This window comes from Halorussus aquaticus, assembly GCF_024218795.1.
GTDB lineage: Archaea > Halobacteriota > Halobacteria > Halobacteriales > Haladaptataceae > Halorussus > Halorussus aquaticus.
The window spans coordinates 1,764,301-1,785,807 of the sequence record NZ_CP100400.1; the positions used below are offsets into that span (position 1 = coordinate 1,764,301).

Here is a 21,507-nt window from a genome sequence, read left to right on the forward strand (position 1 = left end):
ACGAGCGCCGCGAGTCGGGCAGGTCGGTCGAGGTCAGTCGGGCCGGACAGCAGTGCAGTCGGGCCGACCGACGCGCACCGGGAGTCCGTCCCGGTCACCAGTTCCACGGGGCCTCGTCCGGGTCCACGATGCGGCGGTGCTCGTCGATGGAGTCCAGCGTCTCGACGTCCTCGGGGTCTAAGTCCACGCCGAGGCTGAGCCAGTTCTCCCGGAGGTGGTCCTCGCTGGTGGACTCGGGGATGGCGGTCACGCCCTTCTCGCGCAACCACGCGAGGCTGACCTGTTCGGGCGTCGCGCCGTGCTTCTCGGCCACCTCCCACAACTCGCCGACCGCTTCGACGTTTCCGCGGGCGATGGGGGAGTAGGCCACCAGTTCCACGTTCACGTCGTCGCGCGCGCAGAACTCCCGGAGTTCGGTCTGGGGGAGCAGCGGGTGCATCTCGACCTGATTGGCGAATATCGGCTCGTCCGCGACCGCGACGGCCTCCGCCAGCAGGTCGACCGTGAAGTTGCTTACGCCGATTCTCTCGATGAGGCCCTCCTCGCGGAGGTCCGCGAAGGCGTCGAGCGTCTCGGTGACGTCGTAGTCGCCGGTCGGCCAGTGGACGTACAGCAGGTCGATGTACTCCATCCCGAGTCTGTCGAGGCTCTCTTCGACGCTCCTGTACACGTGGTCGTAGTCGAGGTCCTCGGGGCCGACTTTCGTCGCCACGAAGAGTTCGTCGCGTGGCACGTCCACCTGCGCGACGGCATCGCCCACGGCGGTCTCGTTGTAGTAGGCCTCTCGTCGCTCGGTCGTGTCCACGTGTCGGTACCCCATCTCGAGGGCCGTCCGGACGTTCTCGACGCACTCGTCGTAGTCCGCGTCCTGATAGGTGCCGAGGCCGAGCATCGGCATCCCGCGCGTCCTCGGTGCGGTGTAGTCGGACACGTCGCCCTCGATTCCGGAGGCCTCGATTTCCCCGGGTCGAATCGCATCGACCTCGGCGTCGGCCGGAGGAGTCCCCGCTTCGTGGTCCTGCTCGCGTTCTACCTCAGCGAGGTTCTCTACGGCGCTGGCTCTGCTGCTCGCCTCCGCGTCGCTCGCCTCGTCGCCTCGCCCGGCGAGCAGCATTCCCGCCAAGAGCGCTGTCGCGAGCGCCGCGCCCAACTGGAAGCGCCTGTTCGTCGCGACGTTCCGCAGGACCTCCGGCCAGTCTGTCGTCCTGTTTCCGTCCCGGCTTCCCGTCGCGACGGGGGGCATCCGTTCGCGCACGCGAGTCACGGCCTCCGTCAGTCGCGTTCCGCCCGTCCGCCCCGTTCCCTCGGTCGGCCCCGTCTCGTCGGTCATCCCCGTCCGCGTTTCCCGGGCGTTCTCGACGCTCGCCTCGCCGCCTCGTCTGCCGAGTAAGACTGCCGCGAACAACGCGACCGCGACGGACGCCCCGTCGCGCAGGCGACTGCTCTCCCCGACTCGTCTCCCCTCGCTCCGCTCGCGGTCGTCCCTCTCGGTCTCCTGTCCGGGCATGCTATCTCAGTTCCACGGACGCGGACTTTGGGGTTGTGGCAGTGCGTTCGAAGCGGGACGGACGACGTCGGTGGGTGGGCATCTCGAACGCGCCAACTGCTTCCGCCGACCGTCCGGCACCCGGAATGTCGTATCAGTCTCCGAGAAACTGTCAAATCGAACCCCCGTTCCAGTGATATCGCGCTAAATGACAGCATATGTCAGACATTCGTCCGACATAGAGGGGAAAGATAATTAAGCTCCGTTCTCAAGCCAACTTCAGCATGGACTCGCTAGTCGAAGACGCCATCGAGGAAGCCGAGGGGGGACAGGACTCCCAACAGCCCAGTTCGGGGGCTGGGTCCAAGGCGAACGCCGCCAACGCCTCGGGGACGATGACCGACGAGGAACTCAAGGACGTTCTACAGGACCTCCAGACCGACATCACGGTGGTCGGTTGCGGCGGAGCCGGTGGCAACACGGTCAATCGAATGGCCGAGGAAGGCATCCACGGCGCGAAGCTCGTGGCGGCCAACACCGACGTACAGCACCTCGTGGAGATCGAAGCCGACACCAAGATTCTCATGGGCGAGCAGAAGACCCAGGGCCGGGGCGCTGGCTCGCTCCCGCAGGTCGGCGAAGAGGCCGCCCTCGAGAGTCAGGAAGAGATTTACGACGCGATTCAGGGGTCGGACATGGTGTTCGTCACCGCCGGACTCGGCGGCGGGACGGGGACCGGTTCGGCTCCCGTGGTCGCCAAGGCCGCCCGCGAGTCGGGCGCGCTGACCATCTCCATCGTCACGACGCCGTTCACCGCGGAGGGCGAGGTCCGCCGGACCAACGCCGAGGCCGGACTTGAGCGCCTGCGCGACGTGTCCGACACGGTCATCGTCGTGCCGAACGACCGCCTGCTCGACTCCGTGGGCAAACTCCCCGTCCGGCAGGCGTTCAAGGTCGCCGACGAGGTGCTGATGCGCTCGGTCAAGGGCATCACGGAACTCATCACGAAACCGGGGCTGGTCAACCTCGACTTCGCCGACGTTCGCACCGTCATGGAGAAGGGCGGCGTGGCGATGATCGGACTCGGCGAGAGCGACTCGGACTCCAAGGCACAGGACTCGGTGAAGTCCGCGATGCGCTCGCCGCTGCTCGACGTGGACATCTCGGGCGCTAACTCCGCGCTGGTCAACGTCACCGGCGGCAACGACATGTCCATCGAGGAAGCCGAGGGCGTCGTCGAGGAGATATACGACCGCATCGACCCGGACGCCCGCATCATCTGGGGGACCTCCATCGACGAGGAACTCGACGGCGAGATGCGCACGATGATAGTCGTCACCGGCGTCGAGTCGCCCCAGATTTACGGCCGCAACGAGGCCCAGCAGGCCAAGGCCAACAAGCGACTCCAAGACATCGACTACGTGGAGTAGCCGCGTCCGCCCCCGTCGAGCGCGGATTCGGGAGCTATCGGGTGTCGCCCTGCCCCGTTCCCCTCTCGCTTGATTCTCGGGGAGTAACGCACTGGGTCGTCTGCTTTTCGAGGACGCCCGCTCGGACGCGGGCCGACCGAAGACTGACGCGCTGACCGCCTTCACCGCATTCTTAAAGTGACTCCGGTGTGAGTGTCGTTTGGTAGCGAGGGGACTGGAACGTGTCTGGAAACGAACTCCCGACCCGATAGCAATAGATAGAAAAAGGACGGTCTCTAACCCCCGGTAACATGGACGTCAAGCTCGACCTCTCGTCGTACGTGCGGGTGCTGAAACTCGCCAGCACGCCCTCGTGGGAGGAGTTCTCGAAGATCTCGAAGATCGCCGGTGCCGGAATCATCCTCGTGGGACTGCTCGGCTTTATCATCTTCGCCGTCATGAGTTTCCTCCCAGCGTAGGTGATTCAGAATGCCAATGTACGCAGTCAAGACGACCGCGAGTCAGGAACGCACCGTCGCAGACATGATCATCAACCGGGAGGAGCCGGAGATTCACGCCGCGCTCGCGCCCGACTCGCTGACGAGTTACGTGATGGTCGAAGCCGACGACGACGCGGTCATCAGCCGCGTTCTCGAAGAGATTCCGCACGCCCGGAGCATGGTGCCCGGAGCGAGCGACATCTCCGAGGTCGAACACTTCCTCTCGCCGACGCCGGACGTGGAAGGCATCGCGGAGGGCGACATCGTGGAACTCATCGCCGGTCCGTTCAAGGGCGAGAAGGCGCAGGTCCAGCGCATCGACGAAGGGAAGGACCAAGTGACGGTCGAACTCTACGAGGCGACGGTCCCGATTCCGGTGACGGTCCGCGGGGACCAGATTCGAGTGCTGGACTCCGAAGAGCGATAGCGCTTCGGTCCACGCGAACGGCGAAGCCGTGAGCGGACAGCGAGGAACGGTAACTGCGACTGTACGCCGAGCGAAACGCGGCGTGTCCCCGACCGGTGGCGCTGTCGGAATTTTCGGTCTGGACTCTTGCGTTCACGAGAGGCTTTGCGTCTCGTGAGCCAATCAGAACGCAGAGCGTTCTGATGACGCCGAGCGGTGCCCGCAGCGAACGCAGTGAGCGAGAACACCCGAGGCGGAAACGGTGGCTGCGTGACGGTCCGCTGGGTTCAGATTCGAGCGTGTGGGCCCCGGGAGCGCGCCCTACAGCGTCGCCGAACCCCGCGACGGCCCACCAGTTCTGCCTCTGCCGAGACACCACGCTTTTCCACTTCCACCCCGAAGCCCGACGCATGGCAGACGACGACTCCAACGAGAACGCACCGGACGAAACTGAATCCCAAGGCGGCGAGGGCGAGGAGAAGTCCTTCCGCGAGCGCGTCGAGGAGATTCGAGAGAAGCGCGCCGAGGAGGGCGACGGCGAGGGCGAGGAAGGCGACCGACGCGAGCGAATGGAAGAGATGATGGGCGGCGGTGGCGGCCCCGGCGGCATGGGCGGCGGCAACCCCTTCGCACAGATGATGGGCGGCATGATGGGCGGCGGTGGCGGTCCCGGCGGTGCGATGGGCGGCGGTCCCGGCGGCCCCGGCGGCCGACCCGGCGAGAGCGAGTCCGTCGGTAGCGAGGAACTCGTCCGCGAGGTCCGTCAGCTACGCGACGAAGTCCGCGACACGACCCGACAGCTCCAGCGCATCGCGGACGCGCTCGAAGACTGAGACCGTTCGGTCCCCGTTTTTCCGTCTCGCGCCACGAGGGCAGCTGCGTCTCCGTCTCGATGGTGACCGACTCCGTCTCGGCGTGATTCGACGGCGGCGGTCGCACCGAAGGCTATCGCTTCCGGAGGAATCTCCCGCCGTCCGGCGGTTACGTGGCTGCTACCACCCTGTCGGGGCTTCCTCCCTTTCCGGGAGCCGTGGATTTATTACCGGGACATCTGCTATTTCGATTCGTAACAGTGGCCGAGTCGAGCGGCGGGTCGCTCCGCCTCTTCCGGAATCGGGAGTTCGTGGCGCTCGCCAGCACCGCGTTCGCCCGGAGTCAGGCGTACTCGACGATTCTCATCGCGCTGGCGCTGTACGCCGACATGTTCGACACCTCGGGAACCGTCGAGGGACTGTTCGGGACCGCGTTCGCCGCGGTCCAACTGTTCATCGTCCTGCCGCTCGGCCGATACGTGGACCTGCGCGACTCCAAGCGATTCTTGCTCGCGGGTCTCGCGCTCAACGTCGCCGTGTTCGTCGGGTTCGCGTTCGTCTCCAGCGTCGAACACGTCATCCTGCTTCGGGTCGTGCAGGGCTTCTCCGCGAGCATCCTCTGGTTGACCGGCACCACCGTCGTCGGCGAAATCAGCCCCGACGAGTCGCGCGGACTCTGGATCGGGACGTACAATCAGGTCGGGGCGTTCTCCAGTCTGCTGGGCGACGTGTTCGGCGGCCTCCTGCTGTTTCTCTACGACTTCGAGGTCACCTACGCGGTCCTGTCGGTCATCACTATCGGGGCGTTCCTCTCGGTGTTCGCGTTCCTCCGGGACAACCCCGGCGGCCGGGCCGACCCCGAGGAGGCCTCCGGGTACGAGACCCTCACGGACCTGATGGGACGACGGGCCATCAAGGCCCTCGTGTTCTTCAGGGGGTCGTTCAGCGTGGGGAAGATGGCGGTCATCATCTTCCTGCCCATCTACGCCCGGACCGAGTTCGGCATCAACGCCCTCGTCATCGGCGGCATCATGGCCGGGGGCAAACTCACCAAGTCGCTCACGCAGGGGAAGGTCGGCGACCTGACCGACCGCTTCGGCGAGAAGTACCGGTTCATCCTCGCGGGCGCGTTGACCTACGCGGTCGGGACCGCGCTCATCCCGCTGGCGGGGTTCGCCGAGGGGTACGTCCCCGGCGTGACTCTCGCCGCCCTCGGCGAGTCGCTGGCGCTCCCCGGCGCGTTCTTCGTCCTGTTCACCGCCTACGCGGTCCTCGGCGTGGCCGACAGCCTCCGACTCCCCGCGAGCATGGCGCTGTTCGTCGAGGAGGGCGAGCACTTCGACGCGGTTGGGTCGAGCCTCTCGCTCCGGTCCATCGCGTGGAAGGTCGGACAGGTCGGCGGCCCGGTCCTCGTCGGAGCCATCTGGGACGCCACCTCGGTCCTCGTCGCCTTCTGGACCGCCGCGGGGTTCATCGTGGTCTCGTCGGTCGTGTTCGCGTGGTTGTTCACGACGGAACCCGCGCCCGACCACGTGGCCGCGGCGGCCGACGACTGACGCGGACCCGACCGCGTCTCTTCGGCCGGTCGGCGACCACGTATTTCCGGCAGGTCGTGGTACCCCCGCCGTGAACGTGGCAATCACAGGTGCGGCGGGCAAGGTGGGACGACAGGCGCTGCTCGCACTCTGCGGCCACGACGTGACGCCCGTCACGCACCGCGAACACGAGGACTTGGAGGGTCCGACGCTCGACGTGACCGACGCCGAGGCGTTCGCAGACGCGCTCTCCGGGCAGGACGTGCTGGTCCACCTCGCGGGCAACCCCTCGCCCGACGCCGACTGGGAGGGCGTCTTCGAACCCAACGTCGGCGGGAGCTACAACGCCTACGAGGCCGCCCGGGAGAACGACCTCGACAGGGTCGTCTTCGCCTCGTCGAACCACGCGGTCCAGATGCACAACGTCGACGACCCCGCGGAACCCGAGTCGATGCGCGAGGACGCCCGCGCCGTCCGACCCGACGACCCGACCCGGCCCGACTCCTACTACGGCGTGAGCAAGGTGGCGGCCGAGGCGCTCGGCGAGTTCTACGCCGACCGCCACGGCATCGAGGTGGTCAACCTCCGCATCGGGTGGCTGATGGACGAGGACCAACTCGGAGAGACCCATGACGGGGACGACGAGGCGCGCGCCCGGTTCGCCAGAGCGATGTGGCTGAGTCCCCCCGACTGCCGGGAGGCGATCCAGTCCGCGGTGGACGCCGACCTCCCCGAGTCGTCAGTGACCGCCCACGCCGTCTCCCGGAACGACGACCGCTACCTCTCGCTGACCGAGACGATGCGGAAACTGGACTACCGGCCCCGCGACAACTCCGCTGAGGTACTGGCGTAGTTCGTGTCCGTCGTGGTGCCGTGGCTGTACAGTTACGATACGGTGGCAGTGTGAGTCGTTCGAGGAGAAGTAGCGTCGTCCACTACGGACCGTCTCGACTGCTCTGCTCGAACTACTGCCGGGTCCGACTCGAACCACGTGAGAAACCGAAGCGACGCTCGTGACGAAACTGCGGGATTACGAGACTGCGATATCCTCGGCGCGCTTCACGATATCGACGTCTTCGGCGTCGACGGACTCGGTTTCCAACCAGTGGGGGACGTAGTTGCGCTTCTCGAAGTCCTCGCGCTCGTCCTCGGTACCGATAGTACACCACAACTGCGGTTCGTCGGGACCGTGCCAGTCGCCCTGCCGACTGATGGCGAGGCAGACGCGTTCGTCGCCGTCGTAGTTGATGACGGCGTTCTTCCGGATGCCGGGGTCCCCGTGGATGATGAGTCGCTTCATGCGCGGCGATTCGGAAGGCGCGGGGTTAAACGCTTCGGGAACGGTCGCCGAGGGAGTTCGACCGACCGTCCTCGGGCGTTACATGTCCGAGACGATTTCGTCCGAGAGGTTCGTCAGGTAGCCCGAGTGGTCGTTCCCGACCTGCGAGGTGGCGTCGAACTCGTCGTAGTTCGGTGCGGGCGTCTTCCCGTCCTCGTAGCCGGTTTCGCCGAGCGCTTGGTCGAACTCGAACGAGTTGTACACCCACTGGAGAACGTCGTCCTCGTGGCTGTGGTAGTTGTACGCGTTCGCGACCACGTTGGAGATGGCGTCGTACGTATCCGGATTCTCCTGCGTCGGCGCTTCGTTGTCCTGTGCGGCCCCCAGCAGGTGGGTCGAGTAGACGTCGTACCCGTTGTCGGTGAACCACGATCCGTTCAGTGAGCGGAGCGTACTCAACAGCACCTGCGCGCCCAGCGAGTGACTGACGAACCGGACGTTCGACCCCGGACACTGGGACTTGTAATCGACCGCGAACTGTGCGAGTTTCGCACCGTTCTTCTGGGCCACGGTCTGGGCCTCGCCCCACCCGAAGTCCACGCCGCCGCCGACGTCGTTGTCCCACGTGTACCCGACCACGGTACCGCCGTATCCGGCACCCGTCAGTTCGTCGCGGGCGTGCTGGATCTTCTCTCGGGCCGCCTGCTCCGCACCGGACTCGCTGCTGTTCTTGTCCCATCCGTGGATGAACACGGTGAGGTCGCCGGCACATCCCGTGTCGATTCCCGGTACCAGTCCGTTGGTGTCGTAACTGTACTGGCTCTCGCCGGAGACGAGCGACCCGTCGTCGTTGTAGTGGTCGCGGGTCGAGAGTAGCGGGACGTCGTAGGCCGCCGCGGTGCCCGATGTCCCGACGAGCGCCAGTCCGGTGGTGGTCACTGCACTACGCTTCAGGAACGTCCGTCGGTTGAACGACATACTAACACGAAAAGAACCCGCCCACTTATTATTTTCTTACAATCAAATAAAATTTTAACTCGTATCGGAGAATAAGTCACCGTAGGAAATCCTCGATGGCATCGGTCACCGAGTTCTGCCGATTCTCCACACGGCGCTGGTAACAGACGGTGCAGACGAGACCGGCGTCGCCGACCGGCGCGCGCTCCGGTGTCTCACGACCGAAGTAGTAGCCGCAGTCGGCGCAGACGAGCAGGTCGTCGGCGGGTACGAGCCACCCCCTGAGCGACCCGTAAGCCGCCTCGCCAGTCAGCAACTCCTCGGCCGGGAGTTCGTCGGGCCAGTGTACCGAACGCGCGAGTCGGTCGGCGTGGTCGTCGTTGACGTGGTCGGCCCCTCGCTCGCGCGCCCGCTGACGGGCGGCGTCGCTGTCCTCACCGGTCGCGTGGACCCGGTGGTCGCAGTGGACGCACTCGAAGCGATGTTCGACCATCATACCGACTCGCCGGACTCCGCACGTTCGAGGTCCAGTGCCGCTCCGTCGGCGAGTTCGTAGACGGTCGCCTCTCCCTTGGGAACCCAACACCCTCGGCGGTCCTGTCGGACGTAGTAGGCCCGTTCGGTTTCGCGTTCCGGGACGACCTCCGCGACGAACACCCGGTCGCTCGCGGCGACCGATTCGAGGACCGACTCTTCGGCCAGTACTCCGGGGAGGTCGAAGACGATTTCGCGCGGCCCGGCCGGGAGTGCGGCAGCGAGCGCGTCCGCGTCCCGTCTGTCGAGCGTCGGGTCGCCGAGCAGGTCCGCGTACCGGGCGACGCGCACTCGCTCGTCGGAGACGCACCCGCCGTCTGCGGAGACGCCGATTCCCGACTCGACGCTGGCGTCCGGTGACTCCCGGAACACGTCGCGTACCTCGTCGTAAGCGACCAGTTCGGGGCGACTGTTCCGGAACCACTCGCGCACCCGCTCTACGTCGAGCGGTTCCACGGTCCGTCGGCCGCGGAACCGATTGTACTCTGCACGCTGCCAACCGGGATCGGTGTAGCGGACGAAGCAGTCACCGGGCGGTCCGGCCCACCGAGCGCAGACCCCGCCGTCGGTCCGGCGCATCGCCGTGAGGAAGTCATGCGCTCGTGGGCGCGCCTCTCGCCGAGTCAGGTGGTAGTTCCGAACGCGCTGAATCGGCGCACTCGACCCCACCGAGGCCAGCAGTTCGACGACGCCGGTCATCGTCCACCTCCCCGTCGACGCCTGCAGCGCAGGCGTCCGGGCGACCCCGTTTTCTCCCGTTCGTGTCGTTCGAATCTCTTTCGGAATTGCATAGTCTCCTCCGACGACCGCAGTCCGGCGGGTCGGTTCGTCGTCACACCACCACGTCCGCCGTTCCGCGGTCGTTATCCAATTGTACGGGGAGAGCCAACTTAAAATCGCGCCACCCGCGGCGAAAGTAAAACTGTCCCAAGTGGCGAACGAAGGGGGTCGCGCGGACGTGGCCGGTCGTGCAGACGAGGCTCGGTCGGATGGCGTCCGGTTCGGGCGGACGGTCCACCGACGATCCGCTCCGGTCGCCGACGGCGATTGTGAACCAAACGGGTTTTAAGCCCCGTGCCCCTACGTCACGCCAAGGTAGATATCTATGCAGATGCCACGCCGCTTCAACACGTACTGCCCGCACTGTAAGGCTCACGAAGAACACGAAGTCCAGAAGGTCCGAACCGGTCGCTCGACCGGAATGAAGTGGGACCAGCGGAAGCAGCGCGAAGGCTCGAAGGGTATCGGGAACCGCGGCCGGTTCTCCAAGGTGCCCGGTGGCGACAAGCCCACGAAGAAGACCGACCTGAAGTACCGCTGCAGCGAATGCGGCAAGGCCCACCTCCGCGAGGGATGGCGCGCGGGCCGACTCGAACTGGAGGACTAACCCATGGCAGGAAACTTTTACACCGTTCAGTGTCCGGACTGTGACAACGAACAGACCGTCTTCGGCAAGGCCGCGACCGAGGTCGCCTGCGCCGTCTGCGGCGCGACGCTCGCTCGGCCGACCGGCGGCGACGCCGAATTCGAAGGCGAAGTGACCGAGACGGTAGAAGCGCGATGAAGTACAGCGGCTGGCCCGAACCCGGCGAACTCGTCGTCGGGAAGATAGACGAGATCGAGGACTTCGGCGTGTTCGTGGACCTCTCGGAGTACGAGGGCAAGCACGGTCTCATCCACGTCAGCGAAGTCGCCAGCGGATGGATCAAGAACATCCGCGACCACGTCAACGAGGGCCAGACGGTCGTCTGCAAGGTGCTGGACGTAGACGAGAGCGCCCAGCAGATCGACCTCTCGCTCAAAGACGTCAACGACCACCAGCACTCCGAGAAGATTCAGGAGTGGAAGAACGAGCAGAAGGCCGACAACTGGATGGAACTGGCCTTCGGCGAGGACGTGGACGACGACAAGTACGCCCACGTCGCCAACGCGATGCTCGCGGAGTTCGGCGGTCTCTACGGCGGATTCGAGCAAGCCGCGATTCACGGACCCGAAGCGCTCGAATCGACCGACCTCACCGACGAGGAGATAGAGCGAATCGTCGATACCGCCCGCGAGAACGTCTCGGTGCCCTACGTCACCGTCACGGGTTACGTGGACCTCGAAAGCCCGTCCGAAAGCGGCGTCGACGACATCAAAGAGGCGCTGCAGGCCGCGGAAGGAAACGGCGACATCCCCGAAGAGGTGGAACTCGACGTGACCTACGTGGGTGCGCCCGAGTACCGGATTCGGGTGCGAGCGCCCAACTACAAGACCGCCGAGTCCCAACTCGAAGAGAGCGCCGCCCGCGCCGAGTCCGCCATCGAGTCGGTCGGCGGCACGGGGTCGTTCCACCGCGAACGCCAGACCGAAGACGAGTGACTCCCCGAACGCCACCCGCCGACCCGACCCGACAATGAAATCCGACATCCGCGTCTGCTCGGCGTGGCGCGACCGTCACGCTCGTCCGGTCTACACCCTTTCTGAGACGTGTCCCGACTGCGGAGCCGAGGCCGTCAACAGCGCGCCCGCGCCCTTCAACCCCGAGGACCCGTACGGTGAGTACCGACGGGCACTTAAGGAGCGCGCCCGCGAATAAGCCATATGGACGAACTCGACATCGAGACGGTCGCCGACCCCGACCTACGGGACCCGGTTCTCGTCGAAGGGCTTCCCGGCGTCGGTCACGTCGGCAAGCTCGCGGTCGAACATCTCCTCGAAGAGAAGGAAAGCGAGCTAGTGCGGCGGGTCTACTCCGAACACTTCCCGCCGCAGGTCACCGTCTCCGACGACGGGACGACCGAACTCGCCTGCGCCGAGATTCACGCGGTCGAACTCGACGACCGCGACCTGCTGATTCTGACGGGCGACAATCAGGCCAGCGACAACGCGGGTCACTATCGACTCACCGACGCCTTCCTCGACGTGGCGGAGTCGTTCGGCGTCGAGACGGTCTACGCGCTCGGCGGCGTCCCGACGGGCGAACTCATGGACGAGTACGCCGTCGTCGGTGCGGCCACCGACACCGAGTTCGTCGAGGAACTCGTAGACGTCGGGGTCGAGTTCCGCGAGGACGAACCCGCGGGCGGCATCGTCGGCACCAGCGGTCTCCTGCTCGGTCTGGGCGAGCGCCGCGGCCTCCGAGCGACCTGCCTGATGGGCGAGACCAGCGGGTACCTCGTCGACCCCAAGAGCGCGCGGGCCGTCCTCGAAGTGCTGGAGGACGTCCTCGGCTTCGAGGTCGAGTACGACTCGCTGGAGGAGCGCGCCGACGACATGGAGGACGTGGCGAACAAGATTCAGGAGATGGAGAACCAGCAGTCCGGGATGCCGACCGACGAGAATCTGCGGTACATCGGCTGAAGGGTATATCGACCGAACGAAGCAGCCCGCGCGGAGCCCTCCCGAACGATGACGAGCATCAGACTCCGGTCTCGCCTCGCGGTCGCCTTGCTCGTAGTGGTCAGTGGCACGCTCGCGTTCGTCGTCGGTATCGTGATTTCGACTGCGCGGGTCGGTGAGATTGTCGGGCCGGTCTTGCTCGTGTCACCGCAGACCGGAGCGTACGCCGGGACGATACTCGGGGGCGTCCTCGCGGTCGGCATCGTGGTCGGGACGACCTACACCGGGACGAACGCCGTCCACGACCGGCTCGAATCGCGGGAGATAGCCGAGACCGCGTACGCGGACGACGACATCGAGTCGCTCGTCGAACGCCTCGCTCTCCAACTCGACGTCCCGATGCCCGCCGTGGAACTCGCCGAGACGCCGGTTCCACACGCCTCCGTCTCGGGCCTGACGCGCCGCGGGTCCACGCTCGTCCTCTCGTCCGGACTGCTGGACCGACTGGACCGCGACCAGTTGGCGGCGGTCCTCGCCCACGAACTCGCCCACCTCGCCAACCGAGACGCGCTGGTCGTCACGCTCGTGGCGGTTCCGGCGGTCTTCGGTCGCTCCGTGATGGACGGGTTGAACGCCACCAACGAGAGCGACGGCGTCCCCGGCGCGCTCTACACCAACCTGTTCGGTATCGCGGCCTTCCTCCTCGCCGGGTGTCTCTGGCTCGTCGGAAAGTCGCTGCTCGCGGTCTTCACCCGACAGCGCGAACTCGCCGCCGACAGAGCGGCGGCGCGACTCGTCGGGTCGCCGGCCACGCTCGCCGACGCGCTCGACACGCTCGACCCCGAGTCCATCGACGCTCCTGTGGCGGACGTCCGCCGGGCGCGTGCCGTCGGCGTTTTCTCCATCGTGGAACCGCCCCGACCGTCCCGGGACGCGTTCACCATCTGGGAGAACCGGCGCAGACCGCCGACCGTGCGAGTCCGCGATTGGTTCGTCGCTACCGGCGACGCGCTGTTCGCCACGCATCCCCCGACCGAGAAGCGAACGGAACTCCTCCGTAGGTACGAGCGAGAGTAGTCAGCGCTCGTCTCGGACGTTCGAGAGTCGTCGGGCGAGCGACGGTCGAGACCGGAGGTGCTGGACGATGCGACTCGGATTCTCCTCGACTCCGGCCTGTGCGGCGAGTTCTCGGAGCGAGTCGCTCAGTCGCTCAGCCCCGACTCGGCTTGCGGCTCGCCTGTCGGCGCGGTATCCGAGTCGCCAGCACAGCAAATCGAGGACGACGACGGTGACGACGCCGGCGGGCAAGGCGACGGCGACGGTCCCGGGCGTCGGCCGGACTGGGGCGAGTTTGAGCAGGAGTCCGAGGAGAGCGACGCCGACCGACACCTTGAGCGAGAGGACCAGAGCGGCGACTCCGCGGTAGGAGAGCCGCTCGCGCTCGCCGTGGATGGCGAGCATGGATTCGAACGCGGCTTCCGACCGTTCGAAGAACCGTTCGGAGACGTACAGTCGCCGAAAGCCCACCGGACCGACGACCGCCATTTCGGCGTCCGAACCGAACGCGCCTTCGACGACTCGCCACGGCACGTCAGAGAGTGGCGTCGCCTCCGTGGCTTCGGCGAGTCGCCGCTGTTCGTCGTCGGTCGGCGCGCGCGCGGAAACCGACAGCGCGACCAGTGTCGGTCCCGCGAGATACGAGCCGACGGGCAGGGCGGCGACCGCGATGCCGACGACGCCGAGACCGAACTGGGCGTCGGCGACGGTCGCGGCGAGCGCGACCGGAACTCCCAGGATTAGGGCGTGAACCCCCAGCGTCCGAGCCGCGGCGAGGGTGGCCGTCGTTCGGTCGGTGTCGGTCTCGCCCGTCCCTTTCATCGCGGGAAACACGGCGTAGTACGCGCTGACGGTGGCGAGTACGGCGGCCGGGAGGACTAGCGACCAGCCGAGTGCCGTACCGAGGGTGTCAGGCAGCGTCGGTGCGAGCGCCGTGCGGACGGCGTCCGGCGCGCCGGTCACGACCGCCGTTCCGACGGCCGCGACCGTGACCGTCCCACCCCAGACCGCGACGAGCCTTCGGAGTCTGGACGCAACTTCCGTGCCGTCGCCGGCGGTGAGCGCGCGAGTACCGATTCGGCCGACCGCGTATCCGAGCGCACAAGCCGCTATCGAGGCGAGGAGGTACGCTGCGATGACCATAAATAAAATAGTGGATGCGGTGACTTAAAGAACTCCGAGTGCAGCGGCGGCCGGGAGCGAGAACGTGATCACGCCGGTACTGATCGCGATGACGATAGCGATCGCGATGAGCGCGGCCGCGACGTACAGAAGCCAGTCCCAGAGGCCCTGCTTGTTGGCCCACTCCTCGATGGCAGACAGTGCCGTCTCGAAGGCGCTTTGGGCGATGGTAGCGACCGATGCACCCGCCTCGACGATGTCGTCCGGACAGATGACCTTCGCACACTGGTTCAGTTGCGTGCCATCGACGGCCTCCATGCCGGTGTAGAGACACCCGTCCTGCGGGTCGGACCCGACCCAGACGTTCGCGCTCCAACTGGCCGACCAGTTGTGATCCCACTTGAGGTCGAACGACGTGAGAGCGAACGACATGTAGTGGAGGTTCGGGAGCGCCATGGTGTCGCAGTCGGGCGACCCGTAACTCGGTGTCGCTGAGTCCACACAGATTTTCGACCCGTCCGCACCGAAGTCGGTCCAGTAGCAGATGTCGAACGGAATGTCGGTCGGCGTCACCTGCGTCGAGAGACCGTCGCTGTTGGTCGTCCCGTTGAAGTCCGAGCGCATCTGCGCTTCGAGTTGCTGTTTGACTTTCCGCTTTCGCTTTTGGGGGTTTGCGACGTCGGACGTGGAGAAGGGATTGACGGAGATCTGATCGAGGACGAGGTCCACGATGGAGTCCCAGACGCTCTCTATGTCGATGTTGAAGTCCGAGGCGGCGGCCGCGTTACCGCTCAGCGCCGGAACAGCCGACATCCCGGCACCGGCCAATCCCATTTGTTTCAGCAGGCTTCGCTTACTCATACTACTGTACAACGGGTTTTTATTTTTCCTCGTCATCGTATTGTAGTTATATGGATAAAATATAAAGTATTTGGCCGATAGAATATATAAAATTCTATTAATAATTACCGCTCGAGAGTGTGCAGAATGGCGGCTAAACGGTCGCTTCGGCAAGGAGCTTCGACCGGTAGCGTCCCCGACGCTCCGAGGACCAGTTACCCGACGACTCGTTGTTTTCGCTCGGTGTACCAGTGATAGGTCGCCGACAGTCCCACGAGAGCGAAGAAGTACCACGACCAGAACGCGACGCCGAACTTGGAGACGAAAAGGAGTTCGAAGTGGACCGCGAGGAGGGTGACGACTCCGAGGAGACTTACCCGAGATAGTACGTCGCCCACGAGATGTTGTCCTCGGAGACGACCTCCATGTACACTTCGACCTCCTCGGCGCGGTCCCGGAGTTCGAGCACCTGTTCGCGCTGGTCGTAGTCCACGATGCCGAGTTCGTCGAGTTTCGGGAGATGCGTCTGGTGCAGCGAGACGTACACGCTCTTGCGGACGTCGCGGGGCGGCGGTGACTCGCCGGTCTCGACCGTGGCGATGTGCTCGGCCAGCGTGTCCACCGAAATCGGCCCACCTTCGTCTCGGAGATGCCGAATCACGTGTCGGCGTCGGTCGTTCCGGAGGACGTTGTGAATCTGGCTGGGTTCGAGTTCGCCCTCGCGGTCCGATGTCTGGTCCTGAACTGTCATACTACTACAGCCGATACCGAGGTGACATGCTGTTCTGGCAATCTCAGCCGACGAACATTAATGTTATCCCCGATTCCGGACCGACGGTCGCGGAACGAACGGCGAGAGTTTCTTTATCTCATGGCCCGTACGACCGCGCGTGCTACCCGAATGGCTGGTCGTCGGTCTCTGGCTCTCGGTCGCAGTCGGGGTCGTCATCGGCGTCATCTTCGTCGCGGGGGCGCGACTCTACCCCGACCAGCCGTCGAACGCGACCGACACCACGGGCGAGGGCCGACGCCGCGTCGAAATCCGGCAGTATCTCACCGCCATCGGCGAGGAGTTCGCCGAGGACCACTTCGTGGAGGGCCAGCACGTGGCGTTCTACCTCCCCGAGCGCGACGTGGCCATCACCTTCGACGCTCGGGCCTACTTCCGCATCCAGCGTTCGCCGACGTACGCCGTCCTCGTGGAACACGAGATGCCCGGCATGCATCTGGGCGACCGTCTCCCCTTCGAGACGCCCGACCTCGCCGAGGACGACGACCGCGTGGACCCGACCGAGGCCGCCTTCGCGGTTCTCGGGGTCTCCCACGGTGCGACGCTCTCGGAGGTCAAGAGCGCCTACCGCCGGAAGGTCAAGGAGGTCCACCCCGACCACGGCGGTGACCGCGAGGAGTTCCAGCAGGTCAGGGAGGCGTACACCGCCGCGAAGAATCGGGTGAGCTAGGGCGGCGACCACGTTTACCCGACGTTCGGCCGATACTCCCCGCCATGGTGGCGATATATCCCGTACTCTCGCTGCCGGTCATCTTCGCGCTCTCGTTGCTCATCGTCCGAATCGGCTCGGTCGCGCTCCGGATGACCGGCCTCTCGCCCGACGTCGCGTCGTTTCGGGCCACGTCGGCGTTCTCCGGGCGGGGTACACGACCGAGGAGGCCGAGCGGGCGGTCGAGACCGCCGGGAGGCGCAAGGTCGTGAAGACGCTCATCCGACTCGGCAGCGTGAGTCTCACCAGCGCCGTGGCGTCGCTCATCGTCTCGTTCACCGACTCCGGCGGCGAGAACTTCCGCAGTTTGGTCTACGTCGTCGGGGGCGCGACGGCTATCGTCCTCGGAATCAGGCGAGTTCCGTGACTTCGTAGGCGACGTTGGCGTCGCGGAGCGCGTCGGTGACTCTGCCCACATGGTCGGCGGTGGAGACGACCACCGCGTCGAGACCCCTGCCCGCCGCCTCGGCGGCCACTTCGCCCGCGGCGAACGTCGTCGCCGGGTCGGCGTCTGCCCGTCGGAGCGCGACCACGGCCTCGACGCCGGTGGCGACGACGAGGTCGGCCGACTCGCAGGCGTCGGTCAGCGTCTCGGCGTCGGTGACCGACGACCCGCCCGAACGAACCGGCGGCACCTGAAAGATGGTGACGGTGCCCGGGTCGAAGTCGATGATGCCCTCGAACCCCGTCACTCCGACGTCTCCGCCCGCCTCCGCGTCGGTGGTGGCGACGCCGGTCGCCGGTCCCTCTTCGCCCGGGGTCGCGTGGAGGAGACCGTCGCGGAGCGAGAGCGTCACGGAGTCGCCTTCCGAGACGTCGCCGGTCGCGATTGCGGCGTCCTCCTGCACGTTTCCGAGGACGTCGTCGGTGACGTGGTCGGCGTACCGACGCACGTCCGTCGCCTCCTGCAGGAGCCAATCGACGCCCTCCTTGGTGACGGTGTACCGCGACCGGCCCTCCTTCTCGACGAGTCCGTCTTCGACCAGCGCTCGGATGTACTCGCTGACGGCTTGACTGGTCACGCCGACCGCCTCCGCGATTTCGCCCTGACTCACCGCGGGTTGGCGCTCGGCGATTTCGGCGAGGATGCGAAATCGGGTCGCGGTACGTTTGTTCTCCAGTACGTCGGCCATGTGTGCGAAGTTCGGCCACGCCGAACATAAATCCCCGGCGGTCGGTCGCGGGTGCTCGCACCCGAAACGCCTTCGACCCGCCGGGTTCGTCAAGGTTTTCGACGACCGAGCGCGTACGCTCGGCCGTGTCGCGTCCGACCGTCGTCTTCGACACCAACGTCCTCGTGGCGGAACTCGCCTTTCCGGAGGAACCCTCGCTCTGCGTCGCGCTCGCGGAGTCGGGCGTCGCGGAGGTGGCGGTCTCGCCCGAACTCCTCCGGGAGTTCGCGGCGGTCCTCGGCTACGACCACTTGCCGCTGTCCGCACGCGCGCCCGAGCGCCGCTTGCGGGCGGTCGAGCGCGTGGTCGCCGTCGCCCGCGTGGTCGAACCCGCGGTCCGCATCGACGCCGCGGAAGACGCCGACGACGACGCCGTTCTCGAGTGCGCGGTGGCGGCCGCCGCGGACGCGGTGGTCTCCGACGACTACCACCTCCGCGCGCTCGACGGCATCGCGGGCGTGGCGGTCCTCACTCGAGAGGCGTTCCTCGACCGCCACGCCGACCTCTCGTGAGCGCGGCAGGTCGGGACAGTCTCGCCGGGGGTGTTCCGACCGTCGGACGGACACCGCCGGTGGACCGCAATCCCGAAGACCGACGCGCCCCAACGACGCGCCGATGGACGCCCAGTTCCGCGACAGGGCGGTGTACCTCCCCGACGAGAACGCGCTGGTGGTCGCCGACCTCCACGTCGGCCGCGACGCTGCCTCGGCGGTCGAACTCCCCCTCGGCGAGCGCGCCGACCTGACCGAGCGACTGGCCGACCTGCTGGCGGCGTTCGACCCCGGGAAAGTCGTCGTCGCCGGTGACCTGCTCCACGCCTTCGACCGGGTTCCCGAGGGCGTCGCCGACACCGTGGCGGCGCTCCGCGAGACGGTCGAAGCGACGGGGGCGCGACTGGTCGCGGTCCGGGGCAACCACGACTCGATGCTGGACTCGGTCCTCGACGCTGAGGGGGTTTCCGCGCGCGACGAGTACAGCGTCGGCGACACCGTCGTCCACCACGGGCACGCCGAACCGGAGGCCGAGGCGGCCCGCTACGTCGTCGGTCACGACCACCCGGCGATCGAAATCGAGGGGAAGCGCCACCCCTGCCTGCTGTTCGGGCCGGAGACGTTCCGCGGCGCGGACGTGGTGGTCCTCCCGGCGTTCAACCGCCTCGCGCCCGGGACGACCGTCAACGGGATGCGGACGCGGGACTTCCAGACCCCGGTCGTGACCGACGCCGACGCGCTCCGCCCGGTGGTCTGGGACGACGAGAGCGAGGAGACGCTGTCGTTCCCGCCGCTGGGCGAGTTCCGTCGGCTACTCTGAGTCTCCGCTTCTCCCCTCGGGCGACTGACTGCGGTGACTGCGGTTCCAGCGGACCGACGGGACCCCGACTGCGCCGCGAGCCACAGCGTTTACCCTCGCTCCGGCCGACTACCGACCGATGCTCGTCCTCGGAGACGCCCACGCCGACGACCCGGACGAACGGCGCGCGCTGCTCGCGGCCTACCGCGATTCCGGCGACGACGTCGCGCTCCAGACCGGCGACCTGCTCCACTACGACCTGCCGATTCCGACGTACTTCGTCGGGGGCAACAACGAGGACTTCGACGTCATCGACGCCCTCCGAGCGGGCGAAGACCCCGAGGGAACGACCGTCCGGAACGCCAACCTGCTTGCGAGTACTTCGGCCGAGGTCGCGGGCCTGCGCGTCGCGGGGCTGACGGGTAACGACGCGCCGACGAAGTACGACGAGTCGCGCGCCGACCTGACGGGCGAGCGCAGGCGACACTTCGTCAGGGAGGACGTGGAGCGCCTGAAGACCGTCGAGGACGTGGACGTGCTGTTGACCCACGAAGCGCCCCACGGCCTGATATACTACGGCTACGACGCCGGATGCGACCGAATCGACGAACTGCTGGAGGCGCTGGACCCGGACCTGTGTCTGGTCGGCCACCACCACGAACACGCCGAGACCACCTACGGCGACACCCGCGTCGTGAGTCTCGCGCCAGCGTGGGAACGCTACTACCGACTCGACCCCGAAACGCTCGAACTGTCCGACCGCGCGACGCCCGCGGAGTGAGCGCCGAGTCGCTCTCCGCGAGCGAATCGTCGCGGTGGGGTTGTGCGGACCTTTTTATCGTAGGGGGTACCAATCTTGGCGTATGACCGAGATACATCCGCACCAGCGGGTCGCCGTCCTCGCGGACGCTCAAAATCTCTACCACACGGCCCAGAGCGTCTACAGCCGTAACATCGACTACTCCGCGGTCCTCGAAAAGTCGGTTCAGAACCGGGAACTCACGCGAGCCATCGCGTACGTCATTCAGGCGGATAGCCCGGACGAGGAGCGATTCTTCGAGGCGCTCGCCGACATCGGGTTCGAGACGAAGATCAAGGAACTCAAGACGTTCGGCGACGGGTCGAAGAAGGCCGACTGGGACGTCGGAATGAGTCTCGACGCGGTGACGCTGGCCAACCACGTCGATACCGTCATCCTCTGCACGGGTGACGGCGACTTCTCGCGACTCTGCTCGCACCTCCGCCACGAGGGCGTGCGCACGGAAGTCACTAGCTTCGAGGAATCGACGTCCGACGAACTGATTCAGGCGGCCGACGCCTTCATCGACATGTCCGAGCGACCCGACACGTTCCTGCTGTAACCGAAAAGAGCGTCTTTCAGACCGGCCGACCTTCTTCGCCGCCGACTCCGCTCAGGAGCGCCCCGGCCGCGAGACCGAGGACCGCGATTGCGGAGACGACGTAGGTCGTGAACGTTTGCTGACTGGCGACGGCGAAGATGGCGGCACCCGCGACGATCAGGAGCGCGACGCCGAACTTTGCTTTCATCGTGGTGGTTCGTAGCCGCTCCAAGGTAATAAATCAAACCGTAGCCCCCGGGAACCAATGTGATTAATAATTAAAATTGGCCTCCTCTGCCATGATTCGTGCTAACTGGTGACGGTGTCTGTGCGTATCAGTCTCGAAGCGATAGGGTCTCGGACTCCGCTCCCTGCCTACCGACCGAAGAACGAAGGCTTTTCGCCGGGCGACGCGAACGTCCGGCAAATGAGTTCCGGAGAGACGGACGACCTCCCCCGACTCCGTACGATTGCCGACTACCAGTTCGGGTCGGGCGTCGGCGAGACGCTGTTCCCCGAGAGCGAGGACCCCGAGGTCAAGCGGTCCTCGTCGGGGCGACCACAGCAGGTCGTCGCCGACGCCGGACGAGTCGTGACCTACGGGACCGACGGGCGATTCACCCTCGGACTGGAAGGCGGCCGCCGAGTCGCGGCCGCGCTCGAACCGCCCGCGGGTCGAGTCGTGGTCGGCGACGAGAGCGAACCGTTCGTCCGCGACGGCAAGAACGTCTTCGCCAAGTTCGTCGCCGCGGCCGGTCCCGAAGTCCGACCCGGCGACGAGGTCGTCGTCGTCCACGAGGACGGGTCGCTGCTCGCCGTCGGCCGGGCCGAACTCTCTGCCGACGCGATGACAGACTTCGACACCGGGATGGCCGTGATGGTCCGCGAGGGCGCGGGCGACGACGCGGACTGATTCGTCCCGCCACCCGACACTCGATTCGACGGGCGT

Annotated in this window: 30 protein-coding genes; 19 read left to right on the forward strand and 11 right to left on the reverse strand. The window is 66.3% G+C overall.

Annotated elements, in window-relative coordinates:
• Positions 1-94: 94 nt before the first annotated feature.
• Entirely contained in the window at positions 95-898 is an 804-nt protein-coding gene (locus tag NGM06_RS09065) for an aldo/keto reductase (protein ID WP_254270012.1), read from the reverse strand.
• Between the two features lie 872 nt (positions 899-1,770).
• On the opposite strand from NGM06_RS09065, the gene ftsZ reads away from it, so the two are divergent.
• From ftsZ to NGM06_RS09095, 6 genes are all read left to right on the forward strand, one after another.
• Positions 1,771-2,916, forward strand: coding sequence for a cell division protein FtsZ (gene ftsZ, locus NGM06_RS09070; protein WP_163522289.1), 1,146 nt, complete (start codon positions 1,771-1,773; stop codon positions 2,914-2,916).
• A gap of 290 nt (positions 2,917-3,206) precedes the next feature.
• Positions 3,207-3,374: a protein translocase SEC61 complex subunit gamma gene (locus tag NGM06_RS09075; protein ID WP_115795056.1), complete on the forward strand. Its 168-nt coding sequence runs from the start codon at positions 3,207-3,209 to the stop codon at positions 3,372-3,374.
• A gap of 10 nt (positions 3,375-3,384) precedes the next feature.
• Positions 3,385-3,822 carry a transcription elongation factor Spt5 gene (locus NGM06_RS09080; RefSeq protein ID WP_163522288.1) on the forward strand — a complete coding sequence of 146 codons (438 nt, stop codon included), beginning with the start codon at positions 3,385-3,387 and terminating at the stop codon, positions 3,820-3,822.
• A 389-nt stretch (positions 3,823-4,211) separates the two neighbouring features.
• Complete coding sequence (locus tag NGM06_RS09085) at positions 4,212-4,634, forward strand: hypothetical protein (RefSeq protein WP_254269960.1); 423 nt, start codon at positions 4,212-4,214, stop codon at positions 4,632-4,634.
• Positions 4,635-4,873: 239 nt separating this feature from the next.
• On the forward strand, positions 4,874-6,169 hold the full coding sequence (locus NGM06_RS09090; protein ID WP_254269961.1) for an MFS transporter: 1,296 nt from the start codon (positions 4,874-4,876) through the stop codon (positions 6,167-6,169).
• A 70-nt stretch (positions 6,170-6,239) separates the two neighbouring features.
• Entirely contained in the window at positions 6,240-7,001 is a 762-nt protein-coding gene (locus tag NGM06_RS09095) for an NAD-dependent epimerase/dehydratase family protein (protein ID WP_254269962.1), read from the forward strand.
• 177 nt (positions 7,002-7,178) lie between these two features.
• Here NGM06_RS09095 and NGM06_RS09100 read toward each other — a convergent pair whose 3' ends face one another.
• The 4 genes from NGM06_RS09100 to NGM06_RS09115 all read right to left on the reverse strand — a co-directional run bounded on the left by NGM06_RS09100 (position 7,179) and on the right by NGM06_RS09115 (position 9,617).
• On the reverse strand, positions 7,179-7,448 hold the full coding sequence (locus NGM06_RS09100; protein WP_163522284.1) for an HAH_0734 family protein: 270 nt from the start codon (positions 7,446-7,448) through the stop codon (positions 7,179-7,181).
• 78 nt (positions 7,449-7,526) lie between these two features.
• Positions 7,527-8,405, reverse strand: a complete 879-nt coding sequence (locus tag NGM06_RS09105; RefSeq protein WP_254269963.1) for an alpha/beta hydrolase family protein — start codon at positions 8,403-8,405, stop codon at positions 7,527-7,529.
• 76 nt (positions 8,406-8,481) lie between these two features.
• On the reverse strand, positions 8,482-8,880 hold the full coding sequence (locus NGM06_RS09110) for a hypothetical protein (protein ID WP_254269964.1): 399 nt from the start codon (positions 8,878-8,880) through the stop codon (positions 8,482-8,484).
• Positions 8,877-9,617 carry a hypothetical protein gene (locus NGM06_RS09115; RefSeq protein ID WP_254269965.1) on the reverse strand — a complete coding sequence of 247 codons (741 nt, stop codon included), beginning with the start codon at positions 9,615-9,617 and terminating at the stop codon, positions 8,877-8,879. The genes NGM06_RS09110 and NGM06_RS09115 overlap by 4 nt, the downstream gene beginning before the upstream one ends.
• Positions 9,618-10,023: 406 nt before the next feature.
• Between NGM06_RS09115 and NGM06_RS09120 the strand changes: the two genes are divergently transcribed.
• From NGM06_RS09120 to NGM06_RS09145, 6 genes are read left to right on the forward strand one after another with little or no spacing between them, the layout of a single operon-like run.
• Complete coding sequence (locus NGM06_RS09120; RefSeq protein WP_248649343.1) at positions 10,024-10,305, forward strand: 50S ribosomal protein L44e; 282 nt, start codon at positions 10,024-10,026, stop codon at positions 10,303-10,305.
• 3 nt (positions 10,306-10,308) lie between these two features.
• Positions 10,309-10,482 (forward strand): 30S ribosomal protein S27e, encoded by a 174-nt coding sequence (locus tag NGM06_RS09125; RefSeq protein ID WP_163522280.1) that lies wholly within the window; start codon positions 10,309-10,311, stop codon positions 10,480-10,482.
• On the forward strand, positions 10,479-11,279 hold the full coding sequence (locus NGM06_RS09130; RefSeq protein WP_254269966.1) for a translation initiation factor IF-2 subunit alpha: 801 nt from the start codon (positions 10,479-10,481) through the stop codon (positions 11,277-11,279). Before NGM06_RS09125 ends, NGM06_RS09130 begins: the two co-directional genes overlap by 4 nt.
• Positions 11,280-11,313: 34 nt before the next feature.
• Positions 11,314-11,496: an RNA-protein complex protein Nop10 gene (locus tag NGM06_RS09135; RefSeq protein WP_254269967.1), complete on the forward strand. Its 183-nt coding sequence runs from the start codon at positions 11,314-11,316 to the stop codon at positions 11,494-11,496.
• Between the two features lie 5 nt (positions 11,497-11,501).
• The gene (locus NGM06_RS09140) at positions 11,502-12,260 is read left to right on the forward strand and encodes a proteasome assembly chaperone family protein (protein WP_254269968.1); all 759 of its coding nucleotides are present in this window, start codon (positions 11,502-11,504) and stop codon (positions 12,258-12,260) included.
• Positions 12,261-12,308: 48 nt separating this feature from the next.
• Positions 12,309-13,316 carry a M48 family metalloprotease gene (locus tag NGM06_RS09145; protein ID WP_254269969.1) on the forward strand — a complete coding sequence of 336 codons (1,008 nt, stop codon included), beginning with the start codon at positions 12,309-12,311 and terminating at the stop codon, positions 13,314-13,316.
• Here the strand turns inward: NGM06_RS09145 and NGM06_RS09150 are convergent, their stop codons facing one another.
• The 4 genes from NGM06_RS09150 to NGM06_RS09165 all read right to left on the reverse strand — a co-directional run bounded on the left by NGM06_RS09150 (position 13,317) and on the right by NGM06_RS09165 (position 16,008).
• Positions 13,317-14,438: a hypothetical protein gene (locus NGM06_RS09150; RefSeq protein ID WP_254269970.1), complete on the reverse strand. Its 1,122-nt coding sequence runs from the start codon at positions 14,436-14,438 to the stop codon at positions 13,317-13,319. It lies immediately after the preceding gene.
• Between the two features lie 24 nt (positions 14,439-14,462).
• Positions 14,463-15,278, reverse strand: coding sequence for a hypothetical protein (locus NGM06_RS09155; RefSeq protein ID WP_254269971.1), 816 nt, complete (start codon positions 15,276-15,278; stop codon positions 14,463-14,465).
• Between the two features lie 194 nt (positions 15,279-15,472).
• Positions 15,473-15,655: a hypothetical protein gene (locus NGM06_RS09160; RefSeq protein WP_254269972.1), complete on the reverse strand. Its 183-nt coding sequence runs from the start codon at positions 15,653-15,655 to the stop codon at positions 15,473-15,475.
• A complete protein-coding gene (locus NGM06_RS09165) occupies positions 15,631-16,008 on the reverse strand; it encodes a DUF7344 domain-containing protein (protein ID WP_254269973.1) in 378 nt (125 codons plus the stop codon). Before NGM06_RS09165 ends, NGM06_RS09160 begins: the two co-directional genes overlap by 25 nt.
• A 139-nt stretch (positions 16,009-16,147) precedes the next feature.
• On the opposite strand from NGM06_RS09165, the gene NGM06_RS09170 reads away from it, so the two are divergent.
• Both NGM06_RS09170 and NGM06_RS09175 read left to right on the forward strand, forming a co-directional pair.
• Entirely contained in the window at positions 16,148-16,717 is a 570-nt protein-coding gene (locus NGM06_RS09170) for a J domain-containing protein (protein ID WP_254269974.1), read from the forward strand.
• A 247-nt stretch (positions 16,718-16,964) separates the two neighbouring features.
• Positions 16,965-17,123 carry a hypothetical protein gene (locus tag NGM06_RS09175; protein WP_254269975.1) on the forward strand — a complete coding sequence of 53 codons (159 nt, stop codon included), beginning with the start codon at positions 16,965-16,967 and terminating at the stop codon, positions 17,121-17,123.
• Here NGM06_RS09175 and NGM06_RS09180 read toward each other — a convergent pair.
• Positions 17,107-17,889 (reverse strand): DUF7839 domain-containing protein, encoded by a 783-nt coding sequence (locus NGM06_RS09180; RefSeq protein ID WP_254269976.1) that lies wholly within the window; start codon positions 17,887-17,889, stop codon positions 17,107-17,109. The genes NGM06_RS09175 and NGM06_RS09180 overlap by 17 nt on opposite strands.
• 125 nt (positions 17,890-18,014) lie before the next feature.
• Here NGM06_RS09180 and NGM06_RS09185 point away from each other — a divergent pair, with 125 nt between their 5' ends.
• The 4 genes from NGM06_RS09185 (at position 18,015) to NGM06_RS09200 (ending at position 20,579) form a co-directional block, all read left to right on the forward strand.
• Positions 18,015-18,440: a putative toxin-antitoxin system toxin component, PIN family gene (locus tag NGM06_RS09185; RefSeq protein ID WP_254269977.1), complete on the forward strand. Its 426-nt coding sequence runs from the start codon at positions 18,015-18,017 to the stop codon at positions 18,438-18,440.
• Positions 18,441-18,543: 103 nt separating this feature from the next.
• Entirely contained in the window at positions 18,544-19,239 is a 696-nt protein-coding gene (locus tag NGM06_RS09190) for a metallophosphoesterase (RefSeq protein WP_254269978.1), read from the forward strand.
• A gap of 118 nt (positions 19,240-19,357) precedes the next feature.
• Positions 19,358-19,999 carry a metallophosphoesterase family protein gene (locus NGM06_RS09195; RefSeq protein WP_254269979.1) on the forward strand — a complete coding sequence of 214 codons (642 nt, stop codon included), beginning with the start codon at positions 19,358-19,360 and terminating at the stop codon, positions 19,997-19,999.
• A gap of 82 nt (positions 20,000-20,081) precedes the next feature.
• The gene (locus NGM06_RS09200) at positions 20,082-20,579 is read left to right on the forward strand and encodes a LabA-like NYN domain-containing protein (protein ID WP_254269980.1); all 498 of its coding nucleotides are present in this window, start codon (positions 20,082-20,084) and stop codon (positions 20,577-20,579) included.
• A gap of 16 nt (positions 20,580-20,595) precedes the next feature.
• Here the strand turns inward: NGM06_RS09200 and NGM06_RS09205 are convergent, their stop codons facing one another.
• Positions 20,596-20,766, reverse strand: a complete 171-nt coding sequence (locus NGM06_RS09205; RefSeq protein ID WP_254269981.1) for a hypothetical protein — start codon at positions 20,764-20,766, stop codon at positions 20,596-20,598.
• Between the two features lie 219 nt (positions 20,767-20,985).
• Between NGM06_RS09205 and NGM06_RS09210 the strand changes: the two genes are divergently transcribed.
• Entirely contained in the window at positions 20,986-21,471 is a 486-nt protein-coding gene (locus NGM06_RS09210) for a PUA domain-containing protein (protein WP_254269982.1), read from the forward strand.
• Positions 21,472-21,507 lie beyond the last annotated feature (36 nt).